Raw genomic sequence first — 19436 nt, 5'->3', positions numbered from 1 at the left:
GTCGAAGCGCCATTCCCGGTCAAACGAAACGTAACTCAACGCACTCCCCCTTGGCGAGGCGCCTCGAGCATCGGCAGCGCCGCGTCTCGCAACGCCGGAACCCTCGCGCGCACATGCGCGAAGAAGCGCGTACGAAACAGCGCCGCCGAGAAACGCTCGGCATTCGTACGGCAATCGATCGGCGAGAACCGACGCGGATCCGCCGCAAAGTCTTCGACCGCCGCGACGATCGCTTGCGCCGTCTGTTCGCCGAACACCATGCCGGTCGGGTGCGCGTCGGACAGACCCCGCACCGTTTCGAGCACACCGCCCTTGCCGAACGCGATCACCGGCGTGCCGCATGCCTGCGCTTCGACGACCGCGGTGCCGAAGTCTTCCTGGGCGGCAAACACGAACGCCTTGGCGCGCCGCATCCGGTCGCGCAGCACCGCGAACGGCTGAGCGCCCATCACCTCGACATTCGGCGCCGACATCGCACTCAACTTGCGCATCTCAGGGCCGTCGCCGATCACGACGAGCCGCCGCTCGGGCATCTGCGCGAACGCTTCGACAATCAGGTCGATCCTGCGGTCGGGCACGAGCTGCGCCGCGGTCAGATAAAAATCTTCTTTCTGCACATGCAACGCGAAGCCTTCGACATCCACCGGTGGAAAGATCACTGCGGCATCACGCTGATAGACCTTCCAGATCCGGCGTGCACCCGTCGTCGAACTGGCAATGAACGAGTCGACCGTGTTGACGGGCGGGACGTCCCAGGTTCGCAGATAGTGCAGGAGAAGCCGCGTGAATAGGGATTTGAGTCCGCTCGTCCGCTTCGCCTGGTTCAGGTACGGGTGCTGCAGGTCCCACGCATAGCGGATCGGCGAATGCACATAGCTGATATGCACCTGGTCGGGGCCGGTCAGCACGCCCTTCGCGACGGCAACGCTGTTCGAGATCACGACGTCGTACGCGGACAGATCGAACTGCTCGATAGCAAACGGCATCAGCGGCAGATACGCGCGGTACTTTGCGCGCGCCCGCGGCAGCTTCTGGATGAAGGTGGTCCTGACCGGCTTGCCGCGCAGAAATGAGCGGTCTTCGAGAAAGTCGACCAGCGCGAACAGGTCGGCGTCTGGAAAGCACGCGATGATCTGCTCGAGGACGTGTTCGGCGCCCGCATAGGTCACGAGCCAGTCATGAACGATCGCGATGCGCACGGGACCGGCTGCGCGATTGGCTGCGCCCGTACTGCGCCCCGGCGACACGCGCCCGGCGGGCGTCTCGATGTCCCCGTTGCTCATGCGCTCTTCTCCGAATGGGGTTTCGCCGGTCGGCTTCTCGCCGACATGCGGCTGGCGGCCGCGCCGCCATGGCCGGCTGGGGCCGGCCGACGCGGCGTCGCTCAATCTAAAGTACGGCAGTGGTTTGGGAAAGTTAAATTATTAGCCTTTTTCCGCCAGTCTTTATCCGCCAAAACCATCTTTTTCCCACGACTGCATGGCATGCCACGATTCCTTTGTTGAGCACATTTCCAAAGCATTTATCGAATAAACCATGTTGCTGCTCCACGAACCAGCCACTTGAACTAGACGTGTGAAACACCGGCGTCAAACCTTTCTGTAGCAAGGATTTGCGACATCCTTATAACAAAAAATACGCAAAAAAACTTTATTCAAAAATGCGCTGTGCATGCAAATACCATGAATAATTTTCCAAATGTGAACTGAATGTGAACTGACAAAGGTCGGCGCATTCGTTCGGAATTAATTTTGCAATTTCGCAGTGCCGTTGCGTGTGCAATCATTTGTTCTCGATATACTGCACGTGCCTTGGAGCCTGCGCGGTGCGCAAGTGCGTCAGGAGTTGCGGCGGCATCCTCCGATCACCGCATCGCCTGCGACCCGAGGCGCGTTTGACGCGAATGAGGAGAGACATGGCACAGCAGCACTACGCGGGCGGTTGCGACTGTGGCGCCGTGCGCTTCACCATCGATCTCGACCTGGACCACACGATCTCGTGCAACTGCTCGAACTGCAGGAAGCGCGGTCTGATCTTCTGGTTCGCGGCGCCGGAGCGTTTCCGGGTGACCGCCGGCGGCAGCACGCAGGAATACGGTTTCAACCGGCGCGCGAGCAGACATCAGGTCTGTTCGGTCTGCGGCGTCGAGACGTTCTTTTATAGCGAGATGCCGGATGGCACAGAGATGGTCGCGGTCAACGCGCGCTGCATCGACAACATCAATCCCGCACGGTTGAAGCCCGTGGCCGACGGCTCGAACCGGAGCCAGCCGAAGGCGCTTCAACCGTCAGACGGGGCACAGGAGCAACTCAGCCCGATATGAAGCAGTAAGCAGCACATGCAGCACGACGCACAAAACAAAATGACGACATCCCGGGGAAACGTTTCTGAGGAAACGCGACATGCCGTACGTTGCACAGCTTGTAGAGTCAGACCGTATCGTTCCCCGCCTCGTCAAGGAAGTGGAGACGGTCTCCGGCAATAGTCCCGAACCGTGGACGGCGGCGCGGGGCCCCGCGCGCCAGATCGGTATCGTCCTGTTCGAGGGCTTTTCGCTGCTGCGCGCCGGCATCGTCGCCGAGGTGTTCAACAAGGCGAACCAGTTGGCCGTCGCGGGAAGCGCGGTGAACTGGATATATACCGTCAAGATGCTGTCGCTCGCCGGCGGCAACGTGCCGTGCTCGTCGTCGGTGCATCTGTGGACCGAGCGCTTCGACGTGCGCCAGTACCAGAATTTCGACGCGCTGTTCATCGGCGGCGGCAAAGGCGCGCAGGATGCCTCGCTCGAAGAAGCGTTGCTCGGCCGGATGCGCTTCGGCTATGCGAGCGGAACGTTGCGCGGCACGCCGGGCACGCGCTCGAACTTCGCTTCGCCGGGCCTGATGGGCGCGGGCGACAGGCCCGGATTCGGCAGCCACGGCGATGCGGACAGCGACGAGGACTGCTTTTCGGCAATGGCCAGCGCGCTGATGCTCGTCAAGTACGACCTCGGTCATGACGTCGCGCGCGAAGTCGGCGAACAGGTCCTGCCCGGCACCGGCGCCAAGCTCGCCATGCTGCTCGCCGAAGCAGGCGTCACCAGCGTGGCCGACAAGGTCCGCGCGTCCGCACGCTGGCTCAAGGACAACTGCGAGCGATCCATATCGGTCGCCGACGCCGCGCAGGTCGCGGCAATGAGCGAGCGCAACTATCTGCGCCGTTTCAAGGATGAAATCGGCATCACGCCGTCCGAGTATCTGTTGCGCGCACGCCTCGACATGGTGTGCCGTCTGCTGATCGAAACCGACCTGCCGGTCGACAAGATCGCACGACGCATCGGCATGGCCAACGGCGACCGGCTTGCAAAGATTTTTCGCAAGCGGCTCTTCGTCTCGCCAACCGAATATCGCTTGCAGAACCGCCAGAACCAGGCTGCATCCTGAGCGGTTATTGACTCCTCTACAGGTGGCTCATCCGGCGGATCACGTCTGCCGGCCTTCAGTCGTTCAGCTACGAACTAGATGAATCAGATCGGACATACCGCTTCCCTGCCGCCATCTTCGCCGGTTCACACGTTCCTCCAACGGCCGCGGCGTGCGGCGCACGCGCTGCGCACGCTCGGGCTTGGCGGCGCGCTGGCGCTGCTGCTCTCGCTCGGCGCTTGCGGATTCGATCCGGGCCAGCATTACAGCAGCATGAATCAGGATACCTACGGCACGACCGTGTCGGGTATGCCCGCCGCGCACACCACGGGTTCGGCCACGGCCAACGGCGATCAGCCGCCTCCCGGTGCGCTGACCGAGATCACCCCCGCGCTGATCAAGGCCGAGCGGCTCGCCGCGCCGACCCGTATTCCGGCGGACGTGCAGGCGCTGTTCGCCACGCCGTCGCCTTACAGGATCGGCCCCGGCGACGTGCTCGCCATCGAGGTCTGGGACCACCCCGAGCTGAACCTGCCGACCACGAACGTGCAGACGGTCGGGATCGACTTCACGGGTTCGGCCTCGGTGTCGACGGGCTACACCGTCGATACCAACGGCATGATCCAGTTCGCCTATGCGGGCGCGGTTCACGTCGGCGGACTCACCGAGATGCAGGCGCGCAACGCGCTCGCCGTGCAACTCGGCAAATATGTGCGCAACCCGCAGATCACGCTGCGCGTGCAGTCGTACCGAAGCAAGCGCGTCTACATGGACGGTGAAGTGCGCTCGCCGGGTCTGCAGATCTTCAACGACGTGCCGATGACGCTGACCGAGGCGATCAATCGCGCGGGGGGTTTCACCGCGGTCGGCGACCGCGCGAATATCGCAGTGATTCGCGACGGCAAATCCGTCATCGTCGATATCCCCGCGCTGGTCGACAAGGGCATCAATCCGTCGGACGTCTTGCTGCGCAACGGCGACATGGTTCGCGTGTTCGCCCGCGAGGACAGCAAGGTATTCCTGATGGGCGAAGTCACGCGCCCGACCACGCTGTTCCTGCGCAACGGCGAGCTGTCGCTCAACGAGGCGCTCGGCGATGCCGGCGGCGTGAGCCAGAACACGGCCGACGCGAAACAGGTCTACGTCGTGCGCAATATCACCGCCGACAAGCACGTGATCTTCCACCTCGACGCGTCGAACCCGAGCGCGCTCGCGCTCGCCGAGAACTTCGAGCTCAAGGCGAAAGACGTCGTGTTCGTCGATACGGCCGCGGTCGTCCGCTGGGGCCGCGTCATCAACAACGTCGTGCCGAGCGCACAGGCCGCGTTCTACAGCAAGTCGGCGTACGGCAATTGATCGACCGCCCGCGGACGAGCCGAGGCGCGCAACGCGATCCTCGCCCTCATCCCCGGCGAAACCGGCCCAGCGGCGATTCCGCGCTGCGCCACAGACGTTGCAACTCATTGAAGCAGGAGCCGTACCGTGGATCGACCGACTAACCCGTCTTACAAGCAGCCCGGTAACGACAGGCGCGGCCTGAAAGTCGCCACCCTCCATCCGGCGCCCGCCGCCGAGCCGGCGGGCAGCATCGTCGATGCGAGCGCGTTCATCGATACGCTCTATGACAACCGCTGGATGATCACGGGCATCACCGCCGTCACGACCGCCATCGCAATCGGCTATGCGGTGCTCGCCGCGCCGATCTACCAGTCGGACATCCTGATCCAGGTCGAGGACAATCCGAATTCGCCGACCGACACGCTGTCGAGCGTGTCGCAGATGTTCGACATCAAGTCCGAGGCCTCGGACGAGATGGAAATCCTGCAGTCGCGGCTCGTGCTCACGCCCGCGGTGCGCAGCCAGGGCCTCACGATCGACGTCGAGCCGCAACGCTTCCCGATATTCGGCCGCTGGTGGTCGACCATGCAGAAGGGCCTGTCGACGCCGGGCTTCTTCGGCTATGGCGGTTACGTATGGGCGCAGGAGCAGGCGCAGGTCGCGACCTTCGATCCGCCGCGGGCGCTGTATGGCAAACCGTTCAAGCTGATCGCGGGTCCGAACGGCCAGTACACGATCGTGAACGACAAGGCCGGCATCCGCGTGAGCGGCCACGTCGGCGAGCCGCTCACGGCACAGACCGCGGACGGTCCGCTCACGGCCGACGTCACGAGTCTCCATGCACAGCCAGGCGGCACCTTCTGGCTCAAGCGCGTCTCCGAGGTGACGGCCGTCGAGGCGCTGCAACGGGCGATGCGCATCGCGCAGACCTCCAAGGATTCGGATGTGATCCAGGCGAGCCTGCAAGGCCGCGACGCGCATCAGACGAGCGCGGTGCTCACCGAGATCGGCCGGCAGTACATCGCCCAGAACATCGAGCGCAAGTCCGCCGAAGCCGAGAAGTCGCTGGCGTTCCTCAACCAGCAGTTGCCGCAACTCAAGCATCAGCTCGAGGAATCGGAGAGCGCATACAACCGGTTCCGCGCCGCCAACCAGACGATCGACCTCACGCAGGAAGGCGCGGCGGTGCTTCAGCAGACCGTCGACGCGCAGAACAAGCTCGCCGATCTCGAACAGAAGCGCAACGAACTGATCGCACGCTTCACCGACGATCACCCCGCCGTGATCGCGATTACGAATCAGGAGGCCGTGCTCAGGCAGCGGCTCGCGCAGATCGATTCGAAAACGCGCCAGCTGCCCCAGCTCGAACAGAACGAGCTGCGGCTGCAGCGCGACGTGCAGGTCAACACCGATCTCTATACGGGCCTGCTCAACAGCGCCGAACAGTTGCGAATCGCGCGCGCGGGCAAGACCGGCAACGCGCGGCTCGTCGATACCGCGGTCGTGTCGGAGATTCCCGTCAAGCCGAACCGCAAGCTCGTGGTGGTGCTCGGCGCGGCGGTGGGCCTGTTCGGCGGCTGCCTGATCGCATGGTTCCGCCGGCAACTGTCGCAGGCCGTCATGCATGCGCGCGATATCGAACGCGATACCGGCCTGCCCGTCTATGCGAGCATCCCGCACAGCAAACTGCAGCAGGCGCGCGACACGCGTACGTACGGACGCATGTGGTCGCCGGCACAAGCGGGCCGCATCACGCTGCTCGCGCACACCGACAGCGACAGCCTGCCGATCGAGGCGCTGCGCAGCTTCCGCACCGCGCTCCAGTTTCTGCTGCTCGAAGCGAGCAACAACGTCGTGCTGCTGTCAGGGCCGACGCCTGGCGTCGGCAAGTCGTTCACCTCGGCCAATCTCGCGGCCGTGCTCGCGAACTCGCAGCAGCGCGTCCTGCTGATCGACGCCGACATGCGCGACGGCGACCTGCACCGCCATTTCGGCCAGCGCGAAGGCCCGGGGCTCGCGGAACTGATCGCGCTCGAAAAGCCATTCGAAGAGGTCGTTCACCGCGCGTTGCTGCCGCGCCTCGATGTGCTCGCACGCGGTGTCGCGCCGAGCAATCCGTCCGAACTGCTGATGAGCAGGCGCTTCACGAACTTCGTCGCGGAAATCGCGAAGCAGTACGACGTCGTGCTGATCGACACGCCGCCGGTGCTTGCGGTCGCCGACGTCGGTTCGCTCGGCCAGCTCGCGGGCTCCGCGTTCCTCGTGGTGCGCCAGGGTTCGACGACCGTCGCGCAGATCAAGGAATCGGCCAAACGCCTCGCGCACGTGGGCGTGATGCTCGACGGGCTCGTGCTCAACGACGTGAAGCCGCGGCCTGGCGACAAGACCTACGGTTACGGCACCTACGCCTATCCGGGCGCGCCGCGTGCCCACGCGAAGGCCTGATCAATGACTCTTCGTACTTCATTGCGCGCCTCGTTGAGCAGCACATGGCGCGCCTCATCGCACAGCGCAGGTCCGGCTCAGCGCGCCGCCCGCTGGTTCGGGCTCGGCGTGTGCCTGCTGCCGGCCGTCGCGAGCGCGCTGACGCTTCACGTGAGCGCCGCCGCCACCGATACGCCGGCCGATGAACAGGCGAGCGCCGCCACCGCGCCCACCCGGGCAAGCGGCGAGCTCGGGCTGCGCGCGGCGGTGGCCGTGCTCGCCGCAAGCAAGTCGCGCTTCGCGGGCGGCAAGGCCGATCGTCTCGACATCGTGCTCGGCCCGGGCACCTACCGGCTCGCGCAACCGCTGCAGATACGGTTCGACCCGAGCTGGCGCGGTACGCCGGTCAGTCTGTCGGGCGCGGGCGCGGACCGCACTATCTTGTCAGGTGCGAAGATCGTGCGCGGTTTTCGTGCGCCGGACGCAAACGACACGGCGGCGGCTCGTCTGCCGGCTGCCGCGCGCAGTCATGTGCTCGTCGCGAAGCTCGCCGATAGCGGCATCGACGATGCGGGCACCTTCGAGCGCCAGGGCTTTGGAATTCGCGTCACGCCCGCGCCGCTCGAACTGTTCTATCGCGGCGAACCGCAGACGCTCGCGCGCTGGCCGAGCCACGGTTTTGCGACGATTGCGTCGCTGCCGGGCGGCGAGAAGGGCACGAGCTTCACGGTCGCGGGCGCGCCGCTCGACGCGCTGAAGGCCGAACCCGAGTTGCGCGCGATGGGTTACTGGGCGCGTAACTGGGCCGATACGACGCTGCCCGTCGAATCGGTCGACCCGTCCTCGGGGATCGTCACGCTCGCCGGGCCGGCGCCCATGCTCGGCATGAAAGCGGGCCAGCGCATGGTGTTCGAGAACGCGCTGTCGCAACTCGACCGGCCCGGCGAATGGTATCTCGACCGCGCGTCGATGACGGTCTACTTCTGGCCGCCGGCGCCGCTCTCCGACGGCGACGTCGAAGCGTCCGTCACCAATCAGCTGCTCGTCGCGAGCGCCGCGGGAAATCTGACGATCCACGATCTCGGCTTCGAGTACACGCGCGGCAACGCAATCGAGATCGTCGGCGGCCAGAACATCGAGATCGATCACGCCAAGGTGCGCAACGCGGGCAGCGTCGCGGTCTGGTCGACCGCGAGCAACAGCCATTACCGCTTCATGGACGTGTCGAACACGGGCGAAGGCGGCTTCGTGGTATTCGCGGGCAACCGCCAGACCCTCGCGGCCGGCAACGTCACGATCGAAGACAGCGTGATCCACGATTACGCGCTGCGTTCGCGCGCGTACCGGCCCGCGATCAGCATGACGGGCGTCGGCGACCGGATCGAGCGCAACCATATCTACAACGGTCCGCACGCCGCCATCATTTTCGGCGGCAACGACCATGTGATCAGCGGCAACGAGATCGACCACGTCGCACAGGAATCCGACGACACGGGCGCGATCTACACGGGCCGCGACTGGACCGCGCGCGGCACGCTGATCGAAGGCAACTTCCTGCACGACATCGGCAGCGCCGCGCAACCGCAGGCGACGATGGGCATCTATCTCGACGACCAGGGCGGCGGCACGACAATCCGCCGCAATGTGTTCTCGAAGGTCAATCAGGCGATCTTCATCGGCGGCGGGCGCGACAACCTGGTCGAGGACAACCTGTTCGTGAACTGCACGCCGGCGATCCATATCGATTCGCGCGGACTCTCGTGGCAGAAGGGCCTCGCCAACGATCCGAACGGCCAGCTCAGGCAGCAGCTCGCGCTGGTCCGCTACAACCAGCCGCCCTACTCGACCCGCTACCCGAGCCTTGCGACACTGCTCGAGAACGCGCCGGGCGCGCCGAAGGGCAATGTCCTGCGCCGCAATGCGGTGATCGGCGGCAAGGCGGCCTCGATCGACCTGCGCGCGACACCGTATATCGACGTCGGACCGGTGTTCGGCGCAGGCGATGTGAATTTCGTGAAGGCGATGCCCGACGGACAACGCAGCACGTTCGCCGATCTGCAGATCGCGCCGTCTTCGCCGGCGCTGCACGAGGGATTCCAGTTGTCGCCGTTCCGCCCGCTCGATGCCGAGGGCGCCGGCAAGCGGCCCGCGACGGCGGCCAGCAGGTAACCAGCAGTCAGCGAGGCTGGTTAGTCAACCAGGTTCGCAGCAGCACAGGATACGCAGCACGACCGGCCGCAGCAGGCAACGGCATCACGCATTGCCGGCAAGGATCCCTCAAGGTCTTTCACTCGGAACACGCAGCATCATGCGCTTCAGACAAGACATCAATGCCCTAAGAGGAGTGGCGGTCGCGCTCGTCGCGCTGTTCCACTTCCAGACTCCGGGCTTCAACGGCGGCTTTATCGGCGTCGATGTGTTCTTCGTGATCTCGGGCTATCTGATGACGTCGATCGTCGTCGGCCGGCTCGAGAAGACGCGTTTCAGCCTGTGGGACTTCTACGTTGCGCGCTTTACGCGGATCGTGCCCGCGCTCGCGGTGCTCGCCGCGGTGCTGATGGTGTTCGGCTGGTTCTATCTCGACCAGCGCGCGTACAAGCTGCTCGCCGAGCATGCGGGCGCGTCGCTGACTTTCATCTCGAACTTCGTGTTCTGGCGCGAAGCCGGCTATTTCGACGCGTCCTCGCAGTCCAAGTGGATGCTGCATACGTGGTCGCTCGCGGTCGAATGGCAGTTCTACATGGTGTATCCGATCATCCTGATGCTCGGCGCGCGCGTGTTCGGCAACAAGCGCGGCGCGTTCCAGGTGCTGCTGGTGCTGATCGGGCTTATCTCGTTCGCGCTCGACCCGGTGATCGCGCGCAGCGCACCCGAGGCCAACTTCTTCCTGCTGCCGACGCGCGCCTGGGAGATGGTGGCCGGCGGTCTCGTGATGCTCAACGCCGGGCGCTTCGCGTTCGACGCGCGCGCCGCCTCGATACTCCAGGCGATCGGTCTCGCCGCGATCGTCTGCGCGGGCATGTTCTTCACCGAGGCCTACGACTGGCCCGGCGTCATGACGCTCGTGCCGGCGCTCGGCGCGGCGCTCGTCATCCTCGCGTGCGCGAACGACAGCGCGTTCTCGACCTTCAAGCCGCTGCAACTGCTCGGACGCTGGTCGTATTCGATCTATCTGTGGCACTGGCCGCTGACCGTGCTGATCCGCTACTTCGATTTGCCGGATCACGATCCGGCGGTTATCGCGAGCGGGCTTGCGCTCTCGGTGCTGCTCGGCTTCCTCTCGTACGAGCTCGTCGAACGCCGCGCCGCGGGCCTGCGCGAACGCTTCGGCCTGCGCGGGCTCGCCACGCTCGCGAGCGTGCCGGTCGCGGTCGTGCTCGCCTGCACGGCGGTCACCTTCTCGAACGGCGCGGCCGCGCGACTGCCGAGCGCGGCGCGGCTCGCTTCCGCGGAGAGCACCGATTTCGATCCGCGCCGCGTCGAGTGCCTGAACAGGAGCGTGCAGCGCATGCTCGACGGCTCGCGCGAAATCGGCTGCCAATACGGGGACTCGCCGAAGATCGGCGCAATCGTCTGGGGCGACAGTCACGGCAACGCGGTCATTCCCGGCGTCGTCGCGGCGGCCGCCGAATCTCACGACAGCGTGATGTTCTACGGCACGTCCGGCTGCCCGCCATTCGTCGGCGCGAGCCGATTCGGCAAGTACACCGAGGAGCCGTGCCGCAAATTCGCGAAGCACGTTGCCGAAGATCTCAAACAGTACCCGCCGAGCGTGCCGGTCATCGTCGTCGCGCGGTTCTCGATGTATGTCGACGGCAAGAACACGGTCGACGACCCGACCATGCTGATCGGCTACAACGGCGAACGACCGCTCGCCGATCCGGCCGAACGCCGCACGCGCTTCGCGAGCTTCCTGACGCGGGATCTCTGCACGCTTGCGCAGAGCCGGCCCGTGTATGTGCTGATGCCGATTCCCGAGATGAACGAGGATGTGCCGAACACGCTCGCGAAATCGTTGATCCTCGGCAGGCATACGGTCGATGTGTCGATCTCCGAGGCCGCTTATTTCAAGCGCAACGCCGTCGCGCGCGCGGCGATCGACGACGCCGCGGCGAGCTGCGGCGTCAAGACGCTCGATCCGCTGCCCTTGCTGTGCCGCGATGCCCGCTGCTACGGCTCGCAGGCGCTGATCCCGCTTTATATCGATAGCGACCACCTCAGCGAGCGCGGCAGCCGGCGGCTGAGCCCGCTGTTCCGCCCACTCTTCGATGCGAGCTGATGCGACTATGTCCACTCCCCAACCTTTGCCATCGGTCGGACGCAATGCGCGCTGGCTCGCCAGCGCACAGATCGCCAAGAGCGTGGTCCAGCTCGTCGGCCTGTCGATCCTCTCGCATCTGCTGAGCCCCACCGACTTCGGCGTGATGGCGCTCGCCACGGTCGTGACCAACTTCGCGGGACTCTTGCGCGACATGGGCACGGGTCCCGCGCTGATCCGCAGCCGCGACATGTCGCCGACGCTCGCGAATTCGGTGTTCTGGGTGAATATCAGCGCCGGCTCGGCGGTCGCGCTCGCGATCGTCGCGTTCTCAGTGCCGATCGCGCGGCTGTTCCACTCGGAGTCGCTGAGCCACGTCTTGTGCTGGCTCGCCCTCACCTTCCCGATCATGGCCTTCGGCGCCGCGCACCAGGCGCTGCTCGAACGCGCATCGCAGTTCCGCACGGTCGCGCGCTCCGACGTGCTCTCGTACACGAGCGGCATGTGCGCCGCGATCGTCTCGGCACGTTTCGGTCTCGGGCTCACGAGTCTCGTCGTACAGGCGCTCGTGACTTCGACCATGTCGTCGGCGCAGATGTATCTCGCCTCCTCGTGGCGCCCGACGCTGCACTGGGACGGCAAGGAAGTCCGCAACATCTTCGGCTTCTCGTCGAATCTCACGCTGTCGAACCTCGTGATCTACCTGAACCGCAATGCCGATTCGATGATCGTCGGCAAGGTGCTCGGCGCGATCGCGCTCGGCCCCTACTCGCTCGCGTTCAAGATCATGCTCTATCCGCTGCAGAGCATCGCTTTCGTCGCGTCCAAGGCGCTCTACCCGGTGTTGAGCGCGCATCAGACCGACCCCGACAAGCAGCGCGAGAGCTATCTGCAAAGCGTGTCGTTCGTCGCGCTGATCACGGCGCCGCTGATGGGTGGCCTCGTCGCGCTGCGCGAGCCGTTTATCGCGGTCGCGCTCGGCCCCAAATGGGCTGGCGTCGCGACGCTGCTCGTCTGGCTCGCGCCGGTCGGGTTCGTGCAGTCGGTGTTGAGCACGGCGCCCGCCGTATTCATGGTCAAAGGCCGCACGGACTGGCTGCTGATCCTGAACTTCTGCGTCGCGGTACTGCATATCGCCTGCTGGCTCGTCGGCGCGCACTGGGGTGTGCAAGGCATCGCCGCCGGATATCTCGTCGCCACGCTGACGAGCGCGCCGATTCACCTCGGCGTGACGGCGCGCCTGCTCGAGATGCCGTTCAGCGCGCTCTATCGCGCGCTGCGCTGGCAAGTCGTGCTCGGCGTCGGCGTGTGTCTGTTTGCGATGCTCGCGAGCCGCGCGATCGGCTCGCTCGACTGGCCGGCGCTCGCGCGCCTGATCGTGGCGGGCCTCGTCGGCGCTGCCTACGGCCTCTGGCACGTCAACCGTTTCAACCCTGAACAGATGTTCGCGCTGCGCCGCGTGCTGCGCTTCGCCTGAACCGTGAGGAGCTATCGATGAACACGCCCCTGGTCACCGCGGTCATCCCGACCTACCGCCGCGCGAAGATGGTCCGTCGCGCAGTCGAAACCGTGCTCGCGCAGGACTATCCGGCGCTCGAGGTCATCGTGGTCGACGACAACACCGAGCCCGCCGAGCAGCAGGCGGTCCGCGACGCGCTCGCCGGCCTCGGCGAGAACGTGATCGTGATTGCCAATGCGCGCACCAAAGGCGCGTGCGGCGCGCGCAATACGGGCATCCTGCGCGCGCGCGGCGAGTGCATCGCGTTTCTCGACGACGACGACCTCTGGATGCCCGGCAAGATCCGCGAGCAGGTCGCGCTGCTCGAGCGCACGCCGTACGTCGCCGCGCTATGCCACTACATCGACGTCGACGTCGAGTTCAATCACGCGCGGCGCTGCCGCCCGAGCGCGCCGGTGCTCACGCGCACGCAGGCGCTCGGCGGCGAATGCCCGACCTCGACGAGCCTTGTGCTGGTCAGGAAGGCCGTGCTCGTCGAGGCGGGCCTGTTCGACGAAACGCTGCCGAGCTTCCAGGATTTCGACATGTGGCTGCGCTGCCTCTCGTTCGGCAATTTCGGCTACGTCGACGACGCGCTCGTGACCTTCATCCAGCACGGCGGCGACCGCACGAGCGTGAACCTGCAGCGGCGCATGGCCGGCCTCGCCGCGATCGAAGAAAAGTGGGGCGCCGAAATGAACACGCACACCGACTTCGCGGCGTTCCGGCGGCGCGTCCAGGTCGATGCGCTGATCGCGAACGGCAAGGCGCGGCTCGGCTCGAGCTATCTCGCCTCGGTCGACTTCTTCGTGCGCGCGCTGATCGCCGACCGCGGTTCGAAGCGCACCGCGTTCTGGCTCGCGATCGGCCTGCTCGGCGCTCGCGGCGGCAAGGCGCTGTACGGCCGGCTGCTCGGCATGCGGCATGTCGAGACCGTCGAGGTCACCGCATGAACGCTGCCATGCATTGCCCGGCGGGAGGCGCCTCATGAAACACCTGATCGCGCGCATGCGTGCGGACTTCCGCGCCAATCCGTTTGCGCACGGGCTGATTCTGCTCGTGCCCGCGATCCAGTACGGGATCAACTATTTCGCGTCGGTCTCCGCGCTCCTTTTCGTCGCGCTCGCATTGAACACGCGCATGCGCATCACGCCGCTGACCACCGGCATCCTCGTGATCGCCACGTCGCTGAGCCTGCTCTGGAACACGATCTACCTGCCTGAAATGCCCAACATGCCGCGCGAAGCACGGCTGGCCGTCGGCATGCTGCTGCTCGCCTGGGGGCTCAACGGTCAGCCGCGCCACAACATCGCCAAGTTCAACGGCTGGTGGCCGTTGCTGATGCTGCTCGCGCTGACCGGCCTCGCGCTGCTGCAATCGATCGCGACTCGCAAAGGCATTGCGCTGTTCGTGCCGACGCGCTTCTTCGTGAACAGCAACGACAACGCGCTTGCGGCCACGTGGGCCCAGCACGCGGCCGAACACGGCCTCGATTTCAAAATCCGCTCGACGGCGACTTTCTCGGAGCCGTCGTATCTCGGCGGCGTGAGCCTGTTCCTGAACTTCCTGTGCCTGCATCTGCTGCGCGGCCGCCCGCGGCTCGCCGCGAACGTCCTGGCGCTGGTCGCCTGCCTGATCTCGCAGACGATGTTCGGGCTCGTCGCGAATCTCGCCGTCATGGGGGCGTTCTACCACCGCCACATCAACAAGAGCGTGATGATCTGCCTCGCGGCGCTCGGGCTGGCAGCGCTCGCGTTGCCGGTGTTCGCGGCCGAGCCTAGCCGGATCGAACGAATTCTGTCGGGCAACGACGTATCGACGGGTCTGCGCATATTCCAGCCGTTTGAAATACTCGGCCACGTGTTGTTCAAGGTACCGTTCGGCGTGCCGGAGACGACGTCGCTCGAATACTTCGTCCGTCTGCGCATGATTCAGCGCTTCGAGGACGTGCCGTTTCAGAACGGCGTGTTCAACATGCTATTCGAGTATGGCTGGCTCGGCTTCGCCGTGATCGGCATGCTGCTGCGCGTGGCGGGCGGCGGCATCTGCGCGCTGTTCCTGCTGCTGCTGTTTTGCCAGAGCGGCGTAACGGCGGACTTCGACAAGCTCGTCATGGTGATTTTCGCGGTACACGTTGCACGCCAGGTGCGCGCGACGACGGATCTCCATGCGCTGACCCGTCTGACAGAGCCGCGTCTGTACGACGTCGGCAACCGGCACGCCGTGCCCACCCCTTCGGTTCAGAACTCATGAAGCCACGCCAATTCTTTTTCGCGCCGATCGTCCTGCCCCGCTACAACCGGCACAACGGCACGACCTTTCCCGTCAACGCTGCCTCCAACAAGGTCATGGGCATGGCCGCCGGAGTACGCAGCCAGACCGGCGCGTCGCTGATCGTCAGTTCCCCGATCGTCACCGCAAGCCCGAAACGGCGATACTTCGGCGGCTTCGTCTGCCGCGACCAGCAGCTCGCCTGCGCGTATCTGCCAGCGATCAGCGTGCGCGGGCTGAACCGCGTGTTCGCGGCGCTCGTCTACCTTGCCTTTGCGATGCGCCACATACGCGGCGGCGACGGCGTGGTGTTCTACAACTACTTCCCCGAATACGTGCCCGTGGCGGCCGTCCTGCGCTGGCGGCTCGGCCGGGACCGGATCGTGATGGATCTCGAGGACGGTCCGCGCACCGACGAAAAGAACCTGCGCGGCTATATGAACCGCTTCAGCCTGCGTTTGATGTCGCGCGTCTGCAGCCCGCGCGCGATCGTCGTCTCGCAAACGCTTGCCGACATGATGAAGGTCGACGATGCGTGCGTGGTGAACGGCGTATCGCCGGACTTCGGGCCGCGGCGCACGGCATTTGGCTCGAGCGTCACCTTCCTCTATGGCGGCTCGATCAACCCAGACACCGGCCTGGATCTGTTCATCGCGGCCTTGCGCACTCTCGCGCGCGAGCGCCCCGAACTCGGCGTGCGCACGCGTTTCGTTGTCACCGGTTTCGGCGGCGGCGACAAGCTGGCCGCGCTCGCGCGCGAACTCGCACCAACCGGCTTCACGCTCGACGTGCGTCAGGACACCGGTCCCGACGAGTACAAGCAGATTCTTGCGCGTGCCGACGTCGGCCTCTCGCTGAAGCTGCCGGACAGCGAGCTCAATGCGACGACGTTTCCGTCGAAGGTCATCGAATTCGCGAGCCATGGGCTGCTGGTGCTGACCACCGACGTCAGCGATATCCCGCTACTGTTCGACCGCGACACTGCGGCGATCCTGCCCGATGCCCAGGCCGCCACGCTCGCGAATCTGCTCGCCGCGATCGCCGCCGATCCCGAGCGGTATGCCGCGATCGCCGCGGCCGGACAACGCAGGATCGTCGAGCGATGCAGCCGCCGGTCGGTCGGACGGCGTCTCGTCGAATTCCTCGGCGTTACTCCGGAACTGAGCCCACGATGAAACGCATCCTCTGCGCGCTGCGCAACCTTGCGGCCAACCTCGCGATCCTGCCGGCCGACACGCTGCTCGCCGGCTGCCCCGCCATTGCCAGGCGCGTACTGACATGAACACGCCATCGCCACTCTATTCGCGCATCGTTTTCTGGGAACCGTGTGTGTCGCCGCACAAGTCGGCGTTCATCAATGCGGTCGCCGAACGCTTCGGCCCAGGCGTCGAAGTGAGCTGCGTCGCGCACGAAGGCGTACCCGAGGCGCGTCAGGCACTCGGCTGGGGCGACGGTTCGGCGGCGTTGCCGCCGACCGTGGTCGCGCCGTCCGCTCAGGAGATCGCCGCGCTCGTGCAACGCGGCGGCGAGTGGTGCCTGCACGTGTTCTCTGGAATCCGCTGGTTCAGCACGCTGACGACCGCGCTCGAGATCGTGCGGCGCGAGCGGCGTGCGTTCGCGATCATGTCGGAGCCGCGCGACAACGCGGGCCTCGCGGGCGTGGTCCGCTACGTTCAATCGTGGATGACCGAAGCCGCGCTACGCCGCCAGGTGCAGTTCGTACTCGCGATCGGCCGGCATGGTCCGCCTTGGTTCCGTTCGGTCGGTTACCGGCGCGAGCGCGTGTTTCCGTTCGCGTACTTCCTGCCGCCGCCCGCGGAAATCGATGCGCCGCGCACGAGCGCCGCGCAATTGCGCATCGCCTACGTCGGCCGGCTGATCGAAAAGAAAGGCGTGCAGTTCCTGCTGCCGGCGATGCGCGAGCTCGCCCCTCGCGCGCGGCTCACGCTGATCGGCGACGGCGAGTTGCGCGAGCGTCTCGTCGCGCAAGCGCGCGAGTCCGGCGTCGACGCCGAGTTCTGCGGCGTGCTGCCAATCGAAGAGGTTCAGCGCCGCATGCGCGAATTCGATGTGCTCGTGCTGCCGTCGATCAGCAAGGACGACGGCTGGGGCGCGGTCGTCAGCGAGGCCTTGATGGCAGGCGCAGCAGTCGTCGCCTCGCGCTGCGCGGGTGCGTCGATCCTGCTCGACCTTCCGCGCAACGGCCGCGTCGTGCGACCGGGCGACAGTCGCGCGATCGCCGCGGCGATTGCCGACCTCGAACGCAGCGGCGCGCTGTCGATGGGCTCGCGCCGGATTCGCGTGAAATGGGCGCGCGAACGATTGACCGCGCGCGCCGGCGCCTCGTACTTCGAACAGATCGTCCGGCATCGGATCGGCGACGCGCCGCGGCCCAAGGAGTTCTACCTGTGAATCGAGTCGAATCCCCAGCGGCCGACCAGCTGCCATCCACGCCGCCGACCGCAACGGTGTCGTCGACGAGCCGCCACGCGCTGCGTGTGCTGCATATCCTGCCGTCGCTGGACCCGCGCATGGGCGGCGTCGCCGAAGCGGTCGTGCAGCTGGTAAGGCATATGACGCCATTCGGCTGCGCAAGCGAAGTCGTGACGCTCGATGCGCCCGACGGCCCCGCTTTCGAGCGCGTCGATGCGCCCGTGCATCGCGTCGGGCCGGGCCGCGGCTTCTACGGCTTGAGTATGCCGCTCGTGCGCTGGCTGCGCGCGAACCGCGCGCGCTTCGATGCATTCGTGGTGCACGGCATCTGGCAATTTCACAGCGTCGCCGCGTGGTCCGGCGTGATCGGCTCGCGCACGCCGCTATTCGTGTTCCCGCACGGCATGCTCGACCCCTGGTTTCAGCACACGTACCCGAAAAAGCATCTGAAGAAGCGGATCTACTGGGCCTTGCTCGAACGGTGGGTGTTCAATCGCGCCGAGCGCGTGCTGTTCACTTGCGAAACCGAGCTCGAGCTCGCGCGCCGGCCGTTTCTGACGGCACGGCACCGGCTCGCGGTCAACGGCTTCGGCATCGACTCGGTGCCCGATGGCGGCGACGTTCCGGCAGAGACGTTTCGCAACGCGTTCCCCGAGGTCCGGAACAAGCGCGTGCTGCTGTTCCTCTCGCGCATCCACGAGAAGAAAGGATGCGATCTGCTGATCGATGCCTTCGCCGATATCGCGGCGCTCGATAGCGAGCTGTGCCTCGTGATCGCGGGCCCAGCCGAGCCCGCCTTGCTCGAGCGGCTCAAGGGCGTGGCCACCGCGCGCGGTATCGCTCGGCGCATCGTCTGGACCGGCATGCTCGCCGGCGAGATCAAATGGAGCGCATTGCGCACGGCCGAAGTGTTCGTGCTGCCGTCGCACCAGGAAAATTTCGGTATCGCGGTCGTCGAGGCGCTGGCCTCGCGCACGCCGGTGATCATCACGAACAAGGTCAACATCTGGCGCGAAATCGAGGCCTCCGGCGGCGGCTGGGTGTGCGACGACACGCGCGACAGCGTGGCCGATGCGCTGCGGCGCTGGGCGCGCGAGACGACCGCCGCCTCGCGCGAGGCCATGCGCGATACCGCGCTCGCCTGCTACGAGCGTCATTTCCGGATCGAGACCGCCGCGCGCCAGCTGGTCGGCAGCGTGAATCTCGCGTCCGCTTCGAGCAAGCGCTAGCGCCATGAAAGAGATGACTCGCCGAACCAGGCTGGCTGCGCTATCGGGTCTCTGTTTCGCCTGCACGGTAAGCGTCGCCCTGATGTCGCTCGCGCCCGCAACTGCGCTTGCGCAAGCGATGAACGGCAATCAGAACCGCAGAGGCGGCATGACCTCGTCGCTGCGCATGGGCTCCTCGGGCGGCATCGGTGCGTCGTCGCAGGGGAGCGGAATCGGCCGCATGCCCGGCTCGTCGGGCGGCGGATTCGGCGGCATCTCGGGCGGATTCGGGCAACGCAGTTCGGCAGGCTCGATGATGGGATCCGCTGGCGGCGGAGGTTCGCAAGGCCTCGGCGGCATGGCGGGCGGCCACGCGGGTGCGTCGGGTTCGAGTTCCGGATCGTCTGGCGGCAAAGCACCGAAGTTGAAGCTGACGGCCGCCAGCGGCGCATCCGCCGGCTCGGCGCCGCACAGCTTTTACGACTACGCCTACGGTGCCGACCAGATAGGGCGCAATGCCGATTCGCTCTACAAGTCGCCCACCGACGTCCCGCCGACCGACAATTACAGGTTTGGCGCAGCGGACAAACAATGAACCGCGTTCG

13 protein-coding genes and 1 pseudogene are annotated in these 19436 nt (G+C 65.9%); 13 read left to right on the top strand and 1 reads right to left on the bottom strand.

The window, feature by feature from the left end:
* Positions 1-71: 71 nt before the first annotated feature.
* Positions 72-1199 (bottom strand): annotated as a pseudogene (locus BTO02_RS25050) (glycosyltransferase family 4 protein); the annotation flags it as partial.
* A 716-nt stretch (positions 1200-1915) separates the two neighbouring features.
* On the opposite strand from BTO02_RS25050, the gene BTO02_RS25045 reads away from it, so the two are divergent.
* From BTO02_RS25045 to BTO02_RS24985, 13 genes are all read left to right on the top strand, one after another.
* Positions 1916-2323 (top strand): GFA family protein, encoded by a 408-nt coding sequence (locus BTO02_RS25045; RefSeq protein WP_075159870.1) that lies wholly within the window; start codon positions 1916-1918, stop codon positions 2321-2323.
* A 79-nt stretch (positions 2324-2402) separates the two neighbouring features.
* Positions 2403-3422, top strand: a complete 1020-nt coding sequence (locus BTO02_RS25040) for a helix-turn-helix domain-containing protein (protein WP_083615364.1) — start codon at positions 2403-2405, stop codon at positions 3420-3422.
* Between the two features lie 78 nt (positions 3423-3500).
* On the top strand, positions 3501-4757 hold the full coding sequence (locus BTO02_RS25035; RefSeq protein WP_083615363.1) for a polysaccharide biosynthesis/export family protein: 1257 nt from the start codon (positions 3501-3503) through the stop codon (positions 4755-4757).
* A gap of 126 nt (positions 4758-4883) precedes the next feature.
* Entirely contained in the window at positions 4884-7184 is a 2301-nt protein-coding gene (locus tag BTO02_RS25030) for a polysaccharide biosynthesis tyrosine autokinase (protein ID WP_083615362.1), read from the top strand.
* 3 nt (positions 7185-7187) lie between these two features.
* A complete protein-coding gene (locus BTO02_RS25025) occupies positions 7188-9332 on the top strand; it encodes a right-handed parallel beta-helix repeat-containing protein (RefSeq protein ID WP_083615361.1) in 2145 nt (714 codons plus the stop codon).
* Positions 9333-9471: 139 nt separating this feature from the next.
* The gene (locus BTO02_RS25020; protein ID WP_075159867.1) at positions 9472-11442 is read left to right on the top strand and encodes an acyltransferase family protein; all 1971 of its coding nucleotides are present in this window, start codon (positions 9472-9474) and stop codon (positions 11440-11442) included.
* Positions 11443-11449: 7 nt separating this feature from the next.
* Positions 11450-12898, top strand: coding sequence for a lipopolysaccharide biosynthesis protein (locus tag BTO02_RS25015; RefSeq protein ID WP_198039318.1), 1449 nt, complete (start codon positions 11450-11452; stop codon positions 12896-12898).
* A 17-nt stretch (positions 12899-12915) separates the two neighbouring features.
* Entirely contained in the window at positions 12916-13872 is a 957-nt protein-coding gene (locus BTO02_RS25010; protein ID WP_075159865.1) for a glycosyltransferase family 2 protein, read from the top strand.
* 34 nt (positions 13873-13906) lie between these two features.
* Positions 13907-15172 carry a hypothetical protein gene (locus BTO02_RS25005; RefSeq protein WP_075159864.1) on the top strand — a complete coding sequence of 422 codons (1266 nt, stop codon included), beginning with the start codon at positions 13907-13909 and terminating at the stop codon, positions 15170-15172.
* On the top strand, positions 15169-16365 hold the full coding sequence (locus tag BTO02_RS25000) for a glycosyltransferase family protein (RefSeq protein WP_075159863.1): 1197 nt from the start codon (positions 15169-15171) through the stop codon (positions 16363-16365). Before BTO02_RS25005 ends, BTO02_RS25000 begins: the two co-directional genes overlap by 4 nt.
* Positions 16366-16468: 103 nt before the next feature.
* The gene (locus BTO02_RS24995; protein ID WP_075159862.1) at positions 16469-17602 is read left to right on the top strand and encodes a glycosyltransferase; all 1134 of its coding nucleotides are present in this window, start codon (positions 16469-16471) and stop codon (positions 17600-17602) included.
* Positions 17599-18852, top strand: coding sequence for a glycosyltransferase (locus tag BTO02_RS24990; protein ID WP_198039317.1), 1254 nt, complete (start codon positions 17599-17601; stop codon positions 18850-18852). Before BTO02_RS24995 ends, BTO02_RS24990 begins: the two co-directional genes overlap by 4 nt.
* Positions 18853-18856: 4 nt before the next feature.
* Complete coding sequence (locus BTO02_RS24985; RefSeq protein WP_156883979.1) at positions 18857-19426, top strand: hypothetical protein; 570 nt, start codon at positions 18857-18859, stop codon at positions 19424-19426.
* Positions 19427-19436: the final 10 nt, after the last annotated feature.

This window comes from Paraburkholderia sp. SOS3 (assembly GCF_001922345.1).
Classification (GTDB): Bacteria; Pseudomonadota; Gammaproteobacteria; order Burkholderiales; family Burkholderiaceae; genus Paraburkholderia.
Note: the sequence above shows the minus strand (reverse complement) of the source record. Positions and strands in the feature narration are given on the sequence as shown.

Excerpts from the sequence above, each read along its gene's own strand:
- BTO02_RS25025 (WP_083615361.1), top strand. The coding sequence starts at position 7,188 with ATGACTCTTCGTACTTCATTGCGCGCCTCGTTGAGCAGCACATGGCGC.
- BTO02_RS25005 (WP_075159864.1), top strand. The coding sequence starts at position 13,907 with ATGAAACACCTGATCGCGCGCATGCGTGCGGACTTCCGCGCCAATCCG.
- BTO02_RS25015 (WP_198039318.1), top strand. The coding sequence starts at position 11,450 with ATGTCCACTCCCCAACCTTTGCCATCGGTCGGACGCAATGCGCGCTGG.
- BTO02_RS25040 (WP_083615364.1), top strand. The coding sequence starts at position 2,403 with ATGCCGTACGTTGCACAGCTTGTAGAGTCAGACCGTATCGTTCCCCGC.
- BTO02_RS25020 (WP_075159867.1), top strand. The coding sequence starts at position 9,472 with ATGCGCTTCAGACAAGACATCAATGCCCTAAGAGGAGTGGCGGTCGCG.
- BTO02_RS25035 (WP_083615363.1), top strand. The coding sequence starts at position 3,501 with ATGAATCAGATCGGACATACCGCTTCCCTGCCGCCATCTTCGCCGGTT.
- BTO02_RS25045 (WP_075159870.1), top strand. The coding sequence starts at position 1,916 with ATGGCACAGCAGCACTACGCGGGCGGTTGCGACTGTGGCGCCGTGCGC.
- BTO02_RS25010 (WP_075159865.1), top strand. The coding sequence starts at position 12,916 with ATGAACACGCCCCTGGTCACCGCGGTCATCCCGACCTACCGCCGCGCG.
- BTO02_RS24985 (WP_156883979.1), top strand. The coding sequence starts at position 18,857 with ATGAAAGAGATGACTCGCCGAACCAGGCTGGCTGCGCTATCGGGTCTC.
- BTO02_RS25000 (WP_075159863.1), top strand. The coding sequence starts at position 15,169 with ATGAAGCCACGCCAATTCTTTTTCGCGCCGATCGTCCTGCCCCGCTAC.
- BTO02_RS24995 (WP_075159862.1), top strand. The coding sequence starts at position 16,469 with ATGAACACGCCATCGCCACTCTATTCGCGCATCGTTTTCTGGGAACCG.